Raw genomic sequence first — 18,724 nt, 5'->3', positions numbered from 1 at the left:
AGGCCGCCCCAAGGCGGCCTTTCGATTGTCGGGAAAGCTGCAGCACTCAGTAGCGCGCGACCACGGCGCCGCCGCCGGTCGAGAACAGGTAGCTCACGCCAAGGCGGACCGAGTGAAACCGGTTGCGGAAGGCACCGGTGGACGCGAGTCCGATCGGAGCCAGATCAACCGAGCGCGTTCCGTAATTGGTGTAGCGATACTCGGCGCGGGCGGTCCAGTTCGGCGTGAAGGCATATTCGAGACCCGCACCAACCGTCCAGCCCATCGCACCGGACTCGGACACGAACGGTCCGGCGGCCAGGTGCCCAGAATCCCGCAGGTTCGCGAGCGCCACACCACCCGTCACGTAGAACAGGGCGCGATCGACGGCGACGCCGGCGCGGGCACGCAGAGAGCCCTGGAGCGAGATGCTCGAGCGCCAGCTGTCGCCGTTCAGGTAGGTGAAACGACCGTTCAGACCGCCGCCTTCGAGATCGGCCTCGAGGCCGAGCACGATATTGTTGAACTGCTGATTGTAGCCGATATGCACGCCGCCAACGATGCCGTTGACGTTGTAGCCGCTGGCATCAATGAAGGCTCCGTTGGCCGTGACAAACTGCCGGACGCTCGACGCGGACGTCGCATAGCCGATCTGGCCGCCGACATAGAACCCGGTCCACGAGAAAGCGGGAACGATCACCGACTCCGCGATCGGCATGCGCGGCGCAGCAAGGTCAGCCGCCTGTGCGCTGGTGGCGAGGGCGATGCCAGCGACGCCGGCGAGAAGCATCTTTTTCATTCCAACTCTCCTGAGGCCTCGGGATTGACCTTGTACGTAACGAGGTGCGCCGCGAAAAGTTTCCAAAATGTGGCGGCGGTCGCCATATTTTTTGCAACATCCGGCCCACAGGCCGCTTTGAATGGCGCCTGTTGCCCGAAAGCAACGATGGCCTCTCAGGGGAGCCACGCCAACCAGTGGTTTCGGTGGTCGATGACTAGCTTCGACGAGCAGGAGTAGAATCAGCTTCCCGAACGGAAGCCTGATCGTGGATGCACTGCTGTCGGAGAGCCGCTACTGACTCTGATCAGGCCAGAATTCAACACCATGCTACCGACATCCCAAGCTTCGCCGGAAGCCTGCCTGTCTCGGCCGGAGATGAACGCTCATCAGAACGCGACAACCACCGCGGGGCCGGTCCGGACCGAAGGGCTCGCTCTGGCATAAGCCGCGCCCATGCGGGCCCGGCATCGGCCAGCGCTGCGCACGCACGTGTCAACGGAAGGCAGGCGCTCCGGGAGTTGGTCGCGGCTGGCACGCGAGGAGCCGAACCCGGCTCACTCCACGTCGTCGGTATCGCCTTCCTTGGTGCCGTAGGCCCGCATGGCGAGCGTGGCCTCCATGAAACCGTCGAGGTCGCCATCCAGGACCTCCGACGGCACGCCGGACGTCCTTCCCGTGCGCAGGTCCTTCACGAGCTGGTAGGGCTGCAGCACGTAGGAGCGGATCTGATGGCCCCAGCCGATATCGGTCTTGGCGGCGAAGTCGGCAGCGGCAGCGGCCTCCCTGATCTTCAGCTCGCGCTCATACAGCTTGGCACGCAGCATCTGCCAGGCGACCGCCCGGTTGGCGTGCTGGGAGCGGGAGCCCTCCGAGACCACCATCACGCCGGTCGGATTGTGGACGAGGCGAACGGCCGATTCGGTCTTGTTGACGTGCTGGCCGCCTGCACCGCCCGAGCGCATCGTATCGACGCGCACGTCGCTCTCGTTGATCTGGATGTCGATCTTGTCGTCAACCACCGGATAGACGGTGACGGAGGCAAAGGAGGTGTGGCGGCGCGCGTTCGAATCGAAGGGCGAGATGCGCACGAGACGGTGGACGCCGGCTTCCGTCTTCAGCCAGCCATAGGCATTGTGGCCCTTGATCAGCAGGGTCGTCGACTTGATGCCGGCTTCCTCGCCCTCGCTCTCCTCGACCACCTCGACCTTGTAGCCGCGGCGCTCGGCCCAGCGCGTGTACATGCGCATGAGCATGAGGGCCCAGTCCTGACTCTCGGTGCCGCCGGCGCCCGCATGGACCTCAAGATAGGTGTCGTTGGAGTCGGCTTCGCCGGAAAGCAGCGCCTCGAGTTGCAGGCGCTCCGCCCGCTTGCGCGCCGCGACCAGCGCTCTGGCGGCCTCGTCGAGGGTCGCCGCATCGCCCTCGTCCTCGGCCATCTCGGCGAGTTCGATGTTGTCGGCGAGTTCGCGGTTGATCTCGGCCAGCGCGGTCATGCGCGCGTCGAGCGCATTCCGCTCCTGCATGACCTTCTGGGCCTTGTCGGGATCGTTCCAGAGGTTGTTCGATTCGGCGAGGGCGTTCAGTTCGGCGAGGCGCTTGACGGAGACATCCCAGTCAAAGATGCCTCCTCAGGAGCCCGACCGACTCCTTGATGGCCTCGGCGGTGGCGACGATGTCGGCACGCATGGGGCACTTTCCTGCAGGGTTTCAAAAAGAGCGCGCACCCTAGTCAGCGGGCCTGCGGTGTCAATGCGGCATGGGGAATTTCAACCGGAGGCTGCTCCACCGGTTCAGATGGCCCGCTCATAGACCTGCCGGCCGAACAGGCTTGCGACCAGATCGACCAGCAGGATGGCGCTGCGCCCACGGTCGTCGAGGAACGGGTTGAGTTCGACCACGTCGAGCGACCCGACCAGACCGGATTCGTGCAGCAACTCCATGATCAGATGCGCCTCGCGATAGCTTGTTCCACCGGGAACCGGCGTCCCGACACCGGGGGCAATCGCGGGGTCGAGGACGTCCACGTCCAGGCTGACATGCAGCCAGCCCTTGTGCCCGGCGACGTGGTCGATGACGCGCCGGATCATCACCGCCGTTCCGAATTCGTCGATCAGCCGCATGTCGGTGATGTCCACGCCGCGGGCGTCAAGCAGGGCGCGTTCGGCCCTGTCGATGGAGCGGATGCCGAACAGGAACAGATTGGCCGGTGGCAAGCCAGCCGTCTGTAGTTCGCCGAGCACGGCCTCAAGCCCCGGCTCGCGCGTCAGCATGGCCGCCGACATGCCGTGCATGTTGCCGGAGGGCGAGGTCGCCGGCGTGTTGAAATCGGCATGGGCATCGAGCCACAGGACGAAGAGTTCGCGCCCGGCCGTCGCGCAGTGCTGCGCGACGGCTGCGACCGATCCCATCGACAGCGAATGGTCGCCGCCGATCGCGACCGGCAAGCGGCCGCGCCCAAGCACCTGGCCGGTTGCATGCGCGAGCGCGCGCGACCAGCCGGCGACTTCGGCGAAGCGGTTGGCATTGGCGAGCCCCGCCGGCGCTGCCGGCAATTCCTGCGGCAGGGCAAGATCGCCGATATCCTCGACATCGTGGCCAAGGTCGGCGAGTTCGGCCCTGAGGCCGGCCGTTCGCAGCGCGCGTGGCCCCATGGCGGCGCCCGCGCGTCCGGCCCCCTCCTCCACCGGCACGCCGATGATCGTGAGATTCAGAGGCCTCCCGACGTCGATCATGAGCTGTCCCTCTCCCGTTGGATTGACCAGTCGTTAACTCAACTCGCCCGCCTGACGGATGTGGCGAGGTTCCGTTAGGAGACCGGTCGATAAGGAGGATCAACATTCGAGGTTCCCCCATGCTGCGTGTCCTGTCCTGCCTCGTCACCGAACACAACTGGTGGCTGGTCGTCCTTGCCGGTCTGGTCTGTTTCATCTCGTCCTACTCGGTCATCGATCTTGGACGGCATGCCCGGTCGGCGCATGGTGTCGCGCGGCTCCTGTGGATCGCCATGGCGGGCCTGGCCGGCGGGTTCGGCATCTGGGCAACCCATTTCATCGCCATGCTGGCCTACGATCCCGGCGTGCCGATTGCCTATGACCTCGGAACGACCGTGGTCTCGCTGGTCATCGCGGTGGCCTTCATCTGCGCCGGCATCGCCGTTGCGATCTGGCTGCCCTCCCGGGCCGCCGCACTCTCGGGCGGCGCGATTGTCGGGCTCGGCGTCGGCTCGATGCACTATATCGGCATGGCTGCGATGGAACTGCCGGCCCGGATTGACTGGGCCTATGACCTGATCGCCGCCTCCATTCTGATCGGCGCCGTGATGGCGGGCCTGGCCCTCATCGTTGCCCGCCGCCGGCAGGATGCGACGGGTGCCCTTCAGGGCGCACTGGTGCTGACGCTGGCCATCGTCTCGCTGCACTTCACCGGAATGGGCGCGGTCACGGTCACGCCGGACCCGACGCGCGGCGCCTCCGCATCGGCCGTGCCGACAGACATGCTGGCCTATGGCGTTGCGGTTGCCGCCATGCTGCTGGTCGGCCTTGGCCTGTTCACCGCGCTGGTCTCGCGCCGCGCCAGAGCCGCCACGGCTGCGGGCGAACGCATGTTCCGCATCCTCGTCGAGGGCGTGCGGGACTATGCGCTCTATCTGCTGAAGCCGGACGGGCGGGTCGCCAACTGGAACGAGGGCGCCCACCGCATCAAGGGTTACGCTGCCGAAGAGATCGTCGGCCAGCACTTCTCCTGCTTCTACGAGGAAACCGACCGCGCCGCGGGCCTGCCTCAGCAGGCGCTTGAGACGGCCCTGAACGAAGGCACTTTCGAAGCCGAGGGCTGGCGCGTGCGCAAGGACGGCTCGCGCTTCTGGGCCCATGTCGTCATTGGCCCGATCCGCGACGAAGCCGGACGTCTGGTCGGCTTCTCCAAGATCACGCGCGACATCACCGCCCGCAAGGCAAGCCAGGACAGCCTGCGCAAGGTCTCGCACCAGCTGGACCTCGCCCTCACCCACATGTCGCAGGGCCTTGCCCTGTTCGATCCGGGTCACCGGCTGGTTCTGGCAAACGGCCGGCTGGCGCAGATCTTCAGCCTGCCAGCCGCGTCGATCGAGCCGGGCATGCCGCTCGACGGGCTGCTCGCACGTCTCGACGGGGATGCAGGCGACCCCGCCAGGACAGCCGCACTGGGCACACGGCACCTGGCCATTGTCGCATCCGGCTCGGCCAGTGTGGTCACCGAGGAGTTCCCCGGCGGGCGCTCGATCTCGCTGTCCTACCGGCCGATCGCGGACGGTTCCTTCGTGGTCACGTTCGAGGACATCACCGAGCGCCGTCGCTCGGAGGCCCGCATCGCGCACATGGCCCGCCACGACGCACTGACCGGCCTTCCGAACCGCCTGACCTTCAAGGACCACCTGCAAAGGCTGATTGCGGAGGCCCGCGGCGAGGACCGTATCGCCGTCATCGGCATCGACCTCGACCGGTTCAAGGAGATCAACGACCTGCGCGGCCATGGCATCGGCGATCTGGTGCTGCAGACGCTGGCCCGGCGCATGAGCGAGGTCCTCCGCGATGACGAGTTCGTGGCCCGCCTTGGCGGCGACGAGTTCGCGGCGGTGAAGCGCATGGACGACGAGGAGGACCTGATCGACTTCCTCGGCCGGCTGGAGGCCGCGCTGTTCGCGGTCATCACCATCGACGACATGGAAATCCAGCCCGGTGCCAGCATCGGCGTGGCCCTGTTTCCTGAAGACGGCCGGCAGGCCGAGCAGCTCGTCAACAATTCCGATCTGGCCATGTACCGGGCGAAGGCCGCCATCGGCCAGAACATCTGCTTCTACGAGGCGCAGATGGACGAGGCGGTGCGCCGTCGCCGCAAGCTCGCCAAGGAGCTCCGGCTGGCCTTCGATGCCGGCCAGTTCAGCCTGCACTACCAGGTCCAGAAGTCGGTCACGACGGGTGAGACCACCGGCTACGAGGTGCTGCTGCGCTGGACCCATCCCGAGCGCGGTCTCGTGCCGCCGTCGGAGTTCATCCCGGTCGCCGAAGAGAGCGGCATGATCCTGGCGCTCGGCGAATGGGTGCTGCGCACCGCCAGCGCCGAAGCCGCCCGCTGGCTGCATCCCTACCGGATTGCGGTGAACCTCTCGCCGCTGCAGCTGAGCCAGGCGGATTTCGTCGAGCGGCTGCGCTCCATCCTCGCCGAGACGGGCCTTGCGCCGTCGCGGCTCGAACTGGAGATCACCGAAAGCGCGATCATCTCCGACAAGGAGCGCGCGCTGCACATGCTGCGCGAGATGAAGGCGCTCGGCGTCACGGTCGCCATCGACGATTTCGGAACGGGCTATTCATCGCTGGAAACGCTCCGGGCCTTCCCCTTCGACAAGATCAAACTCGATCGCAGCTTCATGCTCGAGGTGGAGACCAGCCAGCAGGCCAAAGCCATCATCCGCGCGATCCTGGCGCTCGGCCGCAGCCTGGAGGTTCCGGTGCTGGCCGAAGGCGTGGAGACAGCCGACCAGCTCATGCTGCTCTCCCGCGAGGGCTGCAACGAGGCGCAGGGCTTCCTGCTTGGCCGGCCGAAGCCGGTGGACGAGATCGACTCGCTGATGGCGACCGCGTCCCCGCCACTGGCGCCGGATGAGCCGGCCGATAGCCTTCCCGAGCGGGCGACGGCCGTCTGATGGGCAACTGACGCGATCGGGCTGGCGCTGGTGGCAGTCTGGACCCCTCTGCCGCTGACCCTTTCGCGCAGGAGCCCGACATGGACAGACTCGCCCTCATCCTCGGCCTCGTTGCGCTGGTGACCACCGGCGCGGTTGCCGGGCTGCTTTTCGGCTATGCCTGCTCGGTGATGATCGCGCTCGACCGGCAGGCGCCGGAGACCGCCGTCCGGGTGATGCAGACCATCAATGTCGTCATCGTCAATCCGGTCTTCATCGCCACCTTCCTCGGTGCCCTGGTCGCAGCGCCTGCCGCGGCCGGGTTCGCCTACCTCGCCGGCAATGGCGCGGCAGCCGGCTGGTTCCTCCTGGCCTTCCTCGCCTATGGCCTCGGCACGTTCGGCGTGACGACCGCCCTGAACGTGCCGCTCAACGAGGCGCTGGGCCGCGCAGGCAACCCGCCGTCCGATCCGGCCGCAGTCTGGGCCGGCTTCGCTCCGGCCTGGAACCGCTGGAACGTCATCCGCACCGCTGCGGGTTTTCTGGCCGTTGCGCTCTGCGGGCTGGGGCTGCGGGCCCTGTGACCACCCGTTCAGGCCCGACGCGGACCGCACCCACCCCATTTCCCGGTGGATTGTGCCGCGCCCTCCTCTGTTCGCCGGCGAACGGGCGGGCCTAGCATTGGCCTGCGGATCGGCGCGCCCGGTGAGTCGCCGCGCCACGGACGGGGGCAGACGTCATGTCGGACAGCTATTTTCCGCGATGGACCGAGAAGGCATCGGGCGTGATCATGCCCGAGGAGCGCCTGCCGATGGGCCAGACCATCGTGGCCGGCCTCCAGCATGTCGTGGCCATGTTCGGCGCCACCGTGCTGGCTCCGATCCTTATGGGGTTCGACCCCAATGTCGCAATCCTGTTTTCCGGGGTGGCGACGCTGATCTTCTTCGTCATCACCGGCGGGCGGCTGCCGAGCTATCTCGGCTCCTCCTTCGCCTTCATCGGCCCGGTTCTGGCCGCCATCGGGGCGGGAGCCGCAGCCGGGACCGCGCCGAACATCGCTGTCGCGCTCGGCGGCATCATCGCGGCGGGGGCGCTCTACACCCTGATCGGCTTTGCCGTCATGGCGGCCGGCCATGCCTGGGTGGAGAAGGTCATGCCGCCTGTGGTGACCGGCGCCATCGTTGCGGCCATCGGCCTGGTGCTTGCGCCCATCGCCATCTCCATGGCGTCCGGCACAAGCGGCACGAATGCCGAGGGTTCGGCCTTCTCGCGCTGGATCGCCCTCATCACCGTCGTCTCGGTCGGGCTCTTCGCTGTCTATGCGCCAGGCCTCTGGCGGCGGCTGCCGATCCTGCTCGGCGCGCTCACCGGCTATCTGGTCTATCTGGTCCTGGCTAACGGCATGGGTCTCGGCACCCCCATCGATTTCTCGAAGATCGCCGCCGCCCCGCTGATCGGACTGCCGAACTTCACGGCGCCGGTGTTCGACGCGAAGGCGATCGTGCTGATCGCACCCGTCGCGATCATTCTCGTTGCCGAGAATCTCGGTCATATCAAAGGGATTGCCGCCATGACCGGCCGTAATCTCGACCCGCTGATCGGCCGGGCCTTCGTCGGCGACGGCGTCGCCACGATGCTCTCGGGCTCGGCCGGCGGCACCGGCGTCACCACCTATGCGGAAAACATGGGCGTCATGGCGGTGACCCGCATCTTCTCCACGCTGATGTTCGTGGTGGCCGCGCTCATCGCCATCCTGCTCGGCTTCTCGCCCAAGTTCGGCGCGCTGATCCTGACCATTCCCGTGCCGGTCCTCGGCGGCCTCGCCATCGTGGTGTTCGGCCTGATCGCGGCCACCGCCGGGCGCATCTGGGTGGAGAACAAGGTGGACTTCTCCAATCCGCGCAACCTGATCACGGTAGCGGTGGCGCTGGTGCTGGGCGCCGGCAATTTCAAGTTGACGCTTGCCGGCTTCACGCTGGACGGCATCGGCACCGCCACTTTCGGGGCGATCATCCTCTACCACCTGATGCGCGACCCGAAGCCGGAATGAGGCTCCGCAGGTCCGCTTGACGAAGCGGCGAGGCCAGACTCTATCGAGGACCGCCATGAGCAAGGACTACCAGCCGGTTGCGCTGCCGGACTATGTCGAACTCCCCGAAGCGGAGATGCGCGCCCGGGCGCGGGCCTTCCACGACCAGATCCGCCGCCGCCACACCGTGCGCGACTTCTCTCCGCGGCCCGTGCCACGCGACATCATCGAGACCTGCATCCGGGCGGCCGGCACGGCCCCCAACGGGGCCAACCATCAGCCCTGGCATTTCTGCGTGATCGGCGACAAGGCCGTGAAGGCGCGCATCCGGACGGCCGCAGAGGCAGAGGAGAGCGAGTTCTATGCCGGCAAGGCCGGGGAGGAATGGCTCAAGGCCCTCGCTCCCCTCGGCACCGATGCCGACAAGCCGTTCCTCGAGGTCGCGCCCTGGCTGATCGCCGTGTTCGGCGCGCGCAGGTCCGTCTCAGCCGACGGGGTGCGGCGCAAGAACTACTATGTGCCTGAATCGGTCAACATCGCGGTCGGCTTCCTCATCGTCGCGCTTCATCAGGCGGGTCTGGCAACCCTGACGCATACGCCAGCGCCGATGGGCTTCCTCAACGCCATCTGCGGCCGACCGGACGAGGAGAAGCCCTATATCCTGATGGTGGTGGGCTATCCGGCGGAGCGAGCGACCATTCCTGCCCACGCGCTGGAGAAAAAGCCGCTGGAGGAGATCGCGAGCTTCCTGTGAGCGCATCGCAGGCGCCCTGAACGACGAAAGGGCGGCCCTCGGGCCGCCCTTGTCCATCTGCAACACCCGATCAGGCGATCAGTACAGCCCGCCCGTACCGGTGCCGATCGCGCGGATGCTCTCGGTGGACGGGCCGCGCCGCGGACCGCCGGCCGAGGCGGCATCGAAGGGGTTGATCAACTGGTAGCTGTCCGGCGGGGCCGTCCCCGGCTTGAACGCCTCCAGGATCGCGCCGCCCGAGCCGGCGCCGGCGCGCAGGCCGGTGCGCGGGTCGATACGGATCAGCTTGATGCCGGTCGGCACGCGGAACGGCACGGCCGGCTTGTCGGCCAGGGCGACGCGCATGAAGTCGCGGAAGATCGGCGCGGCAAGCTCGCCGCCCGTTGACCCCCGCCCCATCGGGCGCGGCGTGTCGTAGCCGATATAGACGCCCACAGCGAGGTCGGGCGAGAAGCCGACGAACCAGGCGTCCTTTTCCTCGTTGGTGGTGCCGGTCTTGCCGGCGATCGGCTTGTTCAGAGCGCGCAGCGAGGTGGCCGTGCCGCGCAGGACCACGCCCTCCATCATCGAGGTGATCTGGTAGGCGGTCATCGGATCGAGCACCTGCTCACGCCGGTCGACGAGGATCGGCTCGTCCTGGTTCTGCCAGCGCTCCGCCATGCAGCCCTGGCACTGACGGTCGTCGTGCCGGAAGATGGTGGCGCCCGTGCGATCCTGAATGCGGTCGATCAGCGTCGGGCGGATCCGCCTGCCGCCATTGGCGAACATCGAATAGGCCGACGTCATGCGCAGCAGCGTCGTCTCGCCGGCACCCAGCGAATAGGACAGGAAAGACGGCATGTCGTCGTAGACGCCAAAGCGCTTGGCATATTCCGCGATGAGCGGCATGCCGACATCGTTGGCAAGGCGCACGGTCATGACGTTGCGCGACCGCTCGATGCCGAAGCGCAGGGTCTGCGGCCCGTAGAACTGGTTGGAATAGTTGGTGGGGCGCCAGACCTCCGAACCGGTGTTCAGCTCGAAGGGCGCGTCCATGACAACCGTGGACGGCGTGTAGCCGTTGTCGAGCGCGGCGGCATAGACGAAGGGCTTGAACGAGGAGCCCGGCTGGCGGCGTGCCTGCGTGGTGCGGTTGAACTGGCTCTGGTCGAACGAGAAGCCGCCGGCCATGGCCAGCACGCGGCCGGTATAGGGATCCATGGCGATGAGGCCGCCCGAAATCTCCGGCACCTGACGCAGCCGGAACTGGCCTTCGCGGTCGGCCAGCGGCTCGACATAGACGACATCGCCGGAATTGAGCGTGCGGCTCACCGTGCGGCGCGTCCAGCGCACGCCCTCGGCCGTGATCAGGCCGAGCTGACGGGCGGAGGCCACCTGCCCCGAAGCCTCGCGACCCGGCTGCAGACCGATGCGCGCCGTTTCGCCTTGCACGTCCAGCACGACGGCGAGGCGCCAGCCGGAATCGTTCAGGGCACGCACTTCCGACAGCCTCTGCCCCCAGTCGCCGCTCACCGTCTCGAGCTGCGTGACCGGCCCGCGCCAGCCACGCACCTCGTCGAAGCGGATGAGGCCTGCCGCGAGCGCGGCGCGCGCGGCCACCTGCAGGCGCGGATCGAGGGTGGTCCGGATGGACAGGCCGCCTTCCAGCAGCTTCTTCTCGCCGTAGCGGTCGGTCATCTCGCGGCGGACCTCTTCGGCGAAGAAGTCGGCGGCGAAGGTCTGCTGGCGCGGCGAGCGCGGGTTGACGGCCAGCGGCGCGCGCCTGGCCTCCTCGCCCTGGGCCGTGGTGATGTGGCCGTCCTCGACCATGCGGTTGATGACGTAGTTGCGCCGTTCCAGCGCCCGGTCGCGGTTGCGGTAGGGATGGAGCTGCGTCGGGCTCTTCGGCAGGGCCGCCAGATAGGCGGCTTCGGGAACCGTCAGTTCATGAACAGACTTGTCGAAATAGACGAGCGCGGCAGCCGCGATGCCGTAGGCGCCATGACCGGGAATGACAAAGCCGAGATAGATCTCGTTCAGATAGAGCTCGAGGATCTGATCCTTGGAAAAGGCCTGCTCCATCCGCATGGCGATCAGCGCCTCGCGGATCTTGCGGTCGATGGTCTGCTCGCCCGACAGGAGGAAGTTCTTGGCGACCTGCTGGGTGATGGTGGAAGCGCCCTGCGGACGGCGGTTTGAACCGCGGGTCTGGAAGTTGTGCAGGGCGGCGCGGGCCACGCCGCTGAAATCGATGCCGTTGTGCGAATAGAAATTCTTGTCCTCGGCCGACAGGAAGGCCTGGATCACCAGCTTCGGCACGGCCTGGATCGGCAGGTAGAGACGGCGCTCGCGGGCATATTCGGCCATGAGCTGGCCGTCGGACGCGTGAACGCGGCTCATCACCGGCGGCTCGTAGTTCCGCAGCGTGTTGTAGTCCGGCAGTTCCTTGGTGACGTGGACGACGTAGAACGCCACGCCTGCGGCGGCCAGCAGGAAGGCAACGCTGCCCAGCCCGAAAGCCCAGCCGAAAAATCGGAGAACAAGTTTCATCCGGTCGATCCGCCTGCGACGGGCAGCAGCCGCTCATCCCGCCGTGGCGGAAATCAAGCCGATGCCCTGTCCTTGATGCCCACACTCTACCACAGCCACCGGCCCGAGACCCAACGGGAACGATCGGGAAAGCTGCCCAGACGCACGGATGTCGTGCGACTGTGGCACGGATGTGACCCCGGGATGGCACCCCGACAAGCCACCTCCGCCCTTCCCGGCCACGTCAGGCGGCCCGCCCGTCGCAGCGTCAGTTCCGCGCCGTCGGCGCGGCCACCCCGGTCCGAGGTGCAAAGAAACGGTCCACCGCCTTCATGACCGAATCCGCCGTGCGATCGCGCCAGATGGCCGATGTCAGCATTTCCACGTCGCGGCGGCTCGAGACGAAGCCAAGTTCGACCAGCACCGACGGGATATCGTGTGCGCGCAGCACCTGGAACCCGGCCGAGCGAAGCGGCAGGCGGTGCATGCGCGTGACCTGGCGCATCTCACCCGCGAGCGTGCGCGCGAAGTTGGCCGAGTAGATGCGCGTCTCCCGTCGCGTGAGGTCGATCAGAATGTCAGCGATTTCAGAGGGTTCGTCGGAAAGGTCGAGGCCGGCTATGGCATCGGCCTTGTTCTCGCGCTCGGCGAGGCGCTCGGAATCGGCGTCCGATGCGCGGTCGGACAGCGTGTAAACCGTCACGCCGCGGGCATTTTCGGCCGCCCCCGAGATGCTGTCGGCATGGACCGAGATGAACAGCGCAGCCTGGGCATCGCGCGCCATCTTCACGCGCTGGGCGAGCGGGATGAAGATGTCGCGATCCCGGGTCATCAGCACCCGATAGCGGCCCGAGGCGACGAGCTTGTCGCGCAGCACCTTCGCGAAATCGAGGACGATATTCTTCTCCTCGTCGCCGGTGGAGGGCGCCACCGCGCCCGAATCGATGCCGCCATGGCCGGGGTCAATCACCACGAGGGGGGGGCCTATCGGCGCGGGCGCGCGCGATCCGATGCGCGGGCCAAGGCTTTCGCGGTCGCCGCGCCGGGCGAGATTGGTGGTCGGGCGGGCGGCATTGGCGCGGCGGAATCCGTCGGCATCGGTGGCGGCAAGCTCGACCAGCAGCCGGGCGGGGGCCGCTCCGTCAGCACCGGCCACGGTGGCGCGCGCAATCGTCGCCGGGCCGGACAGATCGATCACGATGCGCGACTTGCCGGGTGCGAACAGGCCGAAGCGGTAGGCCCTGACCAGACCATGGCCGCGGCTGCCGGCCTGGGCGCCGAGATGAAAGTTCACCTCGTCCATGTCGATGATCAGCCGGTAGGGATCGGCCAGCGCGAAGGCCCGCATCTCGACCGCCCGCGTCAGGTCCAGAGACAGGCTGGTCCGGCGGGCATCCCCGGTAATCCGCACCGCCGAGACAGCGGCCGGCAGGGTGGAGCGGCTGGCGGCGGCAAGGCGCTGGCCCGAGGAGGGTCCGGGGGCCGTCACAGCCGGGACCGAGCCGGTGGTTGGCGGATCGACGGGGGTTTCGGCACGCGCCGGTCCATTCGTCAGAAGGACGAACGCCAGAAGCCAGCCGATGCGCCCGCGTTGGATCATCTCCCGCCCGCTACGCCAGTCAGGCCGGATCGAATCCGCCGGCCGATGCACCTCGTCTGCGCATAACCGATAGAGCCGGCGGCGTTAACCTTTCGTTACCCATCCGCACCGGTCGGCCGGCGGCTTTGGCGGGCGCTATGCCCCGCAGGCCACCGGTCCTGCGATCTTGGGCGAGCCTCTCAGGTGTCGCGCCCGCGCGTCCGCTCGACCTGCGCGCGATAGGCGGGTGTTCCAATGCCGATCTGCCCCCAGATGCGGCGGGGCGGCCCGCCGGCGCGCCGGCGGATGGTGTCGTGCTGCTCGTCGGCGGACCAGAGCGCAACGATCTGGCGGGGGAACAGATAGCCGTCGGCGTCGAAATCGTGGACGCCTCCGCTCTCCCCCGCCGCGATCATGCGGAAGACCTCCTCGGCCGGGGTGTCGGCGACCCGCGTGCCGCGCCAGGTGGCCCCGACCAGCGCGCTGTCGGAGGAGATGCCGATGAACAGCGCCCGGCCCGCCTCGTCATAATCGACCTGCACAGCCTCATCGGCGAAATAGTCCGATTCGGGATGGTCCGAACTCGGCGAAAGGCCCGCCGCATGGGCTGCCTGCCTCAGGGGCTCGCGCGCAAGCCCGAGTTTCAGCGGCCCCGCCCCCGCGAGAGGCACGATGGGCAGAACGATCATGGCCTTGGCTCCGCGCGGCCGCTCGGTCGGGCCCGCGTGCCGCCGGGACACCGGGCTGCCCCGTCGACCGCAGCCGGGTGGCGGACGTGGCAGGGAAGGGGGTGGAAGGGCTTACGCAGTGTGGGATTTCCGCAACATGGCACCGGCGATCGACACCGGATCGTCCCCTGCGGCATCGATCCCGATTGCGGCTTTTTCGCGAAGCGGTCACCTCTAGATCATCCGTCGTTCACCATGATTCAGGCAGGCCATCGTCATGACCATCGATGCTGAGAAAGAACCCCTCCTGTCCAGGGTCGCAGGGGCTGATGCGCCGCAGATGTCGCGGCGGCTGTTCGTTCTCGCGGCGCCTGTGATCCTGACCGGCTGCGTGACGACGGCGGAAGGCATCGGCGCCTATGGCGGTGTCAGCGACGGCCGCGTCACCCTGCCCGCCATGGATACGAGCGGCGTCAATCCGCGGTTCCTGCGCCAGACTGTGGCCTATTCGGGCCGCGAGGCGGCCGGAACCATCGTGGTCCGCCCCTCCGAGCGGCACCTCTATTTCGTCACCGGCCGGGGCACGGCGATCCGCTATGGCGTCGGCGTCGGACGCCAGGGCGCGCTCTGGCACGGGCGCGCCGCGGTCGGCCGCAAGGCGTCATGGCCGAATTGGACGCCGACCGCCAACATGATTCGCAACGATCCGCGCAATGCGCGCTATGCCGGCGGCATGGCTGGTGGCATCGCCAATCCGCTGGGCGCCCGCGCGCTCTACCTCTATCGTGGCAGCCGGGACACGATGTACCGCCTGCATGGCACCAACGAGCCGCGCTCGATCGGTCTGGCCGTCTCCTCGGGCTGCATCCGCCTGTTCAATCACGACATCATCGATCTTCACAACCGCGCCCGCATCGGTACGCCGGTGGTGGTTCTGCCCGGCTGACGCGCCGGGGAATGTCATGTTCGTGGGGGCGAACCGGGGCCGGCAGCAATGCCGGCCCCGCATGTTTTGCGGCGCAGGGCCGCTTCGCCGGCTTGCCAACGGCCCCTTCCCGCCGCTACAAGCCGTGAAGCATGGTTCGCGGACCGCTTAGCTGCGAGTCGCGTGGAGCGCCGGGGGGCTGATTTCCGGCGACGCGCTTGCACTTCCCGGCTTCCCGCTCGCGCCACGGCCTTTGAAGGCCTCGGCCACCGTGTCCCTTGGCCGCGACGCCTGTCGCGGCGCGCTTGTTCACGGGTGTGCGGCATGCCGGCATCGACGGGGTCCATCGGGTCAGCACGGGAAGGCGGTTTTGCCGTTCCCGCGCTCCGGTCCGCCGTCGGCTTTTCGGCCCGCCACGCCCCCTTCCCTTCCGCAGCATTGACGGCCCCGCGCCGGCGCCCGCATGGCGCCCAGCCGGCTTACCGTGCCGAACAGGGCCCTCACGGGCCGGTTCCCGTGGCCGCCACAACAGTCAAGAGCTCATCCGATGGCCAACAAGATGCTCATCGATGCCGCCCACCCGGAAGAAACCCGGGTTGTGGTGGTCCGCGGTAATCGCGTCGAGGAATTCGATTTCGAGAGCCAGTCCCGCAAGCAGTTACGTGGCAATATCTATCTGGCGAAGGTGACGAGGGTCGAACCCTCGCTGCAAGCCGCCTTTGTCGAGTATGGCGGCAATCGCCACGGCTTCCTGGCCTTCTCCGAGATTCATCCGGACTATTATCAGATCCCGGTCGCCGATCGTGAGGCGTTGCTGGCCGAAGAGGCCCGGCAGCACCGCGACGAGGACGACGAGGACAATGGCCGCAGCCGCAACAAGGGCGGCGAGCGTGGCAAGGGCAATGGCCGTCGCCGGCGGCGCGACCGGCGCCCGCGCAACGAGGCGGCAGGCGCGAAGACGTCGGAGACAGTGGCCGAAGAGGCCCCGTTCGCCGAAGGCGACCTGACGGTCGAGGACGGCGGAGAGGCCGGCGAGGAAAAGCTGGTCCTGTCGGAAGGCGTGGGCGGGCCGGCCAGCGCCGAGGGTGAGGCAGCCGGAAGCGATGCGGCCGAGGCCGGCACATCAGCGGCCGCCGAAGAAGCCGAAGCTTCCGATGACAACGGCCCCGCCGGGACGGGAGGCGGAGACGCCGGGAACGGCGACGAGGATGACGACGACGAGGACGAGGACGGCGAGGACGCCCCGCGCGAGGAGGACCAGGTCGAGTCGGTCGGCGCGGGCGATGCCTTCGAGGACATGCCGGACCGCACCTTCCGGCCGCGCAAGCAGTACAAGATCCAGGAAGTGATCAAGCGCCGGCAGGTCATGCTGGTGCAGGTCGTCAAGGAGGAACGCGGCAACAAGGGCGCGGCCCTGACGACCTATCTGTCGCTGGCCGGCCGCTATTCCGTGCTGATGCCGAACACGGCCCGCGGGGGTGGCATCTCCCGCAAGATCACCAATGCGACCGATCGCAAGCGCCTGAAGGCGATCGCCGGCGACCTCGAGGTGCCCGAGGGCATGGGCGTCATCCTGCGCACGGCGGGGGCCAACCGCACCAAGACCGAGGTCAAGCGGGACTTCGAATATCTCCTGCGCATGTGGGAGACGGTGCGCGAGACGACGCTGAAGTCCAACGCGCCGACGCTGGTCTATGAGGAAGGTTCGCTCATCAAGCGGTCCATCCGCGACCTCTACAACAAGGACATCGACGAAGTGCTCGTCGCCGGCGACGAAGGCTACAAGGAGGCGAAGGACTTCATGCGCATGCTCATGCCGAGCCATGCGAAGAACGTGAAGCCCTATCGCGAGCCGCAGCCACTTTTCGCCCGCTCGGGCGTGGAGGCGCAGCTTGACGCGATGTTCTCCAACACCGTCCAGCTCAAGTCCGGCGGCTACATCGTCATCAATCCGACGGAAGCGCTGGTCGCCATCGACGTGAACTCCGGCCGCTCGACCCGCGAGCACAATATCGAGGACACGGCGCTTCGCACCAATCTGGAAGCCGCAGACGAGGTGGCGCGCCAGCTCCGCCTGCGCGATCTTGCCGGCCTGATCGTCGTCGACTTCATCGACATGGACGAGGGCCGCAACAACCGCGCGGTCGAAAAGCGCATGAAGGATGCGCTGAAGAACGACAGAGCCCGCATCCAGGTCGGCCGGATCTCGCATTTCGGCCTGCTCGAGATGAGCCGCCAGCGCATCCGCACCGGCGTGCTGGAGAGCTCGACCGAGTCCTGCCCGACCTGCGGCGGCCTCGGCCATGTGCGCTCGGTGTCCTCCGTGGCGCTGCATCTGCTGCGCTCGGTCGAGGAGCAGCTGCTGCGCGCCTCCACCCACGACGTGATCGTGCGCACCCGCACGGCCGTGGCGCTCTATGTGCTCAACAACAAGCGTGGCCACCTGCACGAACTGGAGACACGGTTCCGCGTCAGCGTCGACATCCATGCCGACGAGACGGTGACGGGCCAGCACATGTTCGCCATCGAGAAGGGCGCTCAGGTCCACACTGCCGAGACCGCATGGCGGCCGCAGCCGGTCGCGCCGGCACCCGTCGAGCCTGACGATATCGTCGAGGATCTGGTCGACGAGGACGACGAGGCCGAGGACACCGCCGAGGCCGGCGAGCGCAGCCGCGACGACAATGGCGAGAACGGTGACCAGGGCGACCGCCGCAAGCGCCGCCGCCGCCGGCGCCGCCGTGGCCGTGGCGAGGGCGAAGCCGAGGGCGGCCGCGAGGACGGGCTGTCGGCTGATGACGGCGAGCGCGAGGACGGCGACGATGCCGGCTCCGAGGAGACCGAGGCGGCCCAGGGCGACAGCGAGGACGCGGACGCTCCCGCTCAGGCCGGCGGCGAGGCCGAGGAGGAGCGCAAGCGGCGGCGGCGCGGTCGCCGTGGCGGCCGGCGGACCCGCGGCGAGGACGAGGCCGGGGCGCCCGAAGGCGCCGAGGCCGCGGCTTCGGAGGCCAATGGCCTTGCCGGCAACGGCGAGGACCCCTTCCCGGCGCCCGAGGCTGCCGATCCGGACACGGCCGTGGCTCCGGCCGCTGGCGAAGACGCCGCGCCGCCCGTGCGCCATGCCGGTCGCCGTGGACGCGAGCGGCGCAGCGTTCCGATCAATGGCGATGCCGCCTCCTCCGGAGACAGCGCAGCCATCGAGGCGGACGAGGCGCCCGCGCTTCAGCCGGCCGCCGCGCCGGCGGCTGCCGAGCCGATCGCGGTTGCCGTCGTCGAGGTCGAGGAGCCGGTGCGCCGCAGGCGGACCCCGGACCCCGAACCGGTCGAGGTGGTGAAGGCGGCCGAGAACCCGATCGCCCGCCGCGCAGGCTGGTGGAGCCGCAAGGGCTGATCCTTCTTCACAGGACAGGACATGACGCAAACGGCCGGAGCAATCCGGCCGTTCCGCTGTGTGCGCCCGCTTGCCGTGACGATTCGGTGACGCAGCCGATTCGGCTGTGATTCGAAAGTGCTAGCTCGATCCACCGGACCCAGCGGAAGGCGCCTCACTGACCCTGGGTCAGCCTGAACGGACCGGGAACGCGGCCGTCGCCCTGCTGTCACGATTCCGCCACACAGGCGGACGGCAGAGGAGCCCGCACACCGCAACAAGGCGCTTGCATCGGCCGGAATCGGGGCGGCGGCGAGTGGCGTGCAAAAAAGGGCCTTGCCGAATCTGGGCACGATTCCCGACACTTGGCTTGCCGCCAGCGGTTTTCCCTTTAAATCTTGCGCCGTCCACACCATATTTAGGGGTCCGTTTACCCGCGCCCACTACATCTTGACGTCACGAAGCCCCTTTG

At 67.9% G+C, this 18,724-nt stretch carries 12 protein-coding genes; 6 read left to right on the top strand and 6 right to left on the bottom strand.

The genetic code is table 11. From position 1 onward, the window contains the following. Positions 1–46: 46 nt before the first annotated feature. The 3 genes from ACTIFS_RS09290 to rocF all read right to left on the bottom strand — a co-directional run bounded on the left by ACTIFS_RS09290 (position 47) and on the right by rocF (position 3,492). The gene (locus tag ACTIFS_RS09290; protein WP_439573796.1) at positions 47–778 is read right to left on the bottom strand and encodes an outer membrane protein; all 732 of its coding nucleotides are present in this window, start codon (positions 776–778) and stop codon (positions 47–49) included. A gap of 536 nt (positions 779–1,314) precedes the next feature. Beyond that, a protein-coding gene (gene prfB / locus ACTIFS_RS09285; RefSeq protein ID WP_439573795.1) for a peptide chain release factor 2 occupies positions 1,315–2,446 on the bottom strand; the annotation gives its coding sequence in 2 pieces (ribosomal slippage) (positions 1,315–2,376 and positions 2,378–2,446; 1,131 coding nt in all). Between the two features lie 104 nt (positions 2,447–2,550). Next, positions 2,551–3,492: an arginase gene (rocF, locus tag ACTIFS_RS09280; RefSeq protein WP_439573794.1), complete on the bottom strand. Its 942-nt coding sequence runs from the start codon at positions 3,490–3,492 to the stop codon at positions 2,551–2,553. Between the two features lie 119 nt (positions 3,493–3,611). On the opposite strand from rocF, the gene ACTIFS_RS09275 reads away from it, so the two are divergent. From ACTIFS_RS09275 to ACTIFS_RS09260, 4 genes are all read left to right on the top strand, one after another. Continuing rightward, a complete protein-coding gene (locus ACTIFS_RS09275) occupies positions 3,612–6,440 on the top strand; it encodes a bifunctional diguanylate cyclase/phosphodiesterase (RefSeq protein WP_439573793.1) in 2,829 nt (942 codons plus the stop codon). 80 nt (positions 6,441–6,520) lie between these two features. Next, complete coding sequence (locus ACTIFS_RS09270; RefSeq protein WP_439573792.1) at positions 6,521–7,003, top strand: anthrone oxygenase family protein; 483 nt, start codon at positions 6,521–6,523, stop codon at positions 7,001–7,003. A gap of 155 nt (positions 7,004–7,158) precedes the next feature. Then, positions 7,159–8,469 carry a solute carrier family 23 protein gene (locus ACTIFS_RS09265; protein WP_439573791.1) on the top strand — a complete coding sequence of 437 codons (1,311 nt, stop codon included), beginning with the start codon at positions 7,159–7,161 and terminating at the stop codon, positions 8,467–8,469. A 55-nt stretch (positions 8,470–8,524) separates the two neighbouring features. Then, entirely contained in the window at positions 8,525–9,202 is a 678-nt protein-coding gene (locus tag ACTIFS_RS09260; protein ID WP_439573790.1) for a nitroreductase family protein, read from the top strand. A 78-nt stretch (positions 9,203–9,280) separates the two neighbouring features. On the opposite strand, the gene ACTIFS_RS09255 is transcribed toward ACTIFS_RS09260, so the two are convergent. The 3 genes from ACTIFS_RS09255 to ACTIFS_RS09245 form a co-directional block, all read right to left on the bottom strand. Continuing rightward, complete coding sequence (locus ACTIFS_RS09255) at positions 9,281–11,731, bottom strand: penicillin-binding protein 1A (protein WP_439573789.1); 2,451 nt, start codon at positions 11,729–11,731, stop codon at positions 9,281–9,283. A gap of 247 nt (positions 11,732–11,978) precedes the next feature. Next, a complete protein-coding gene (locus tag ACTIFS_RS09250; RefSeq protein WP_439573788.1) occupies positions 11,979–13,310 on the bottom strand; it encodes an N-acetylmuramoyl-L-alanine amidase in 1,332 nt (443 codons plus the stop codon). 179 nt (positions 13,311–13,489) lie between these two features. Continuing rightward, positions 13,490–13,978 carry a hypothetical protein gene (locus tag ACTIFS_RS09245; RefSeq protein WP_439573787.1) on the bottom strand — a complete coding sequence of 163 codons (489 nt, stop codon included), beginning with the start codon at positions 13,976–13,978 and terminating at the stop codon, positions 13,490–13,492. 256 nt (positions 13,979–14,234) lie between these two features. Between ACTIFS_RS09245 and ACTIFS_RS09240 the strand changes: the two genes are divergently transcribed. After that, the gene (locus tag ACTIFS_RS09240; RefSeq protein WP_439573786.1) at positions 14,235–14,903 is read left to right on the top strand and encodes a L,D-transpeptidase; all 669 of its coding nucleotides are present in this window, start codon (positions 14,235–14,237) and stop codon (positions 14,901–14,903) included. Between the two features lie 526 nt (positions 14,904–15,429). Next, on the top strand, positions 15,430–18,273 hold the full coding sequence (locus tag ACTIFS_RS09235) for an Rne/Rng family ribonuclease (RefSeq protein ID WP_439573785.1): 2,844 nt from the start codon (positions 15,430–15,432) through the stop codon (positions 18,271–18,273). The last annotated feature ends 451 nt before the right edge of the window (positions 18,274–18,724 follow it).

The sequence above is a fragment of the Phreatobacter sp. genome, from assembly GCF_051860605.1.
Classification (GTDB): Bacteria; Pseudomonadota; Alphaproteobacteria; order Rhizobiales; family Phreatobacteraceae; genus Phreatobacter.
Note: the sequence above shows the minus strand (reverse complement) of the source record. Positions and strands in the feature narration are given on the sequence as shown.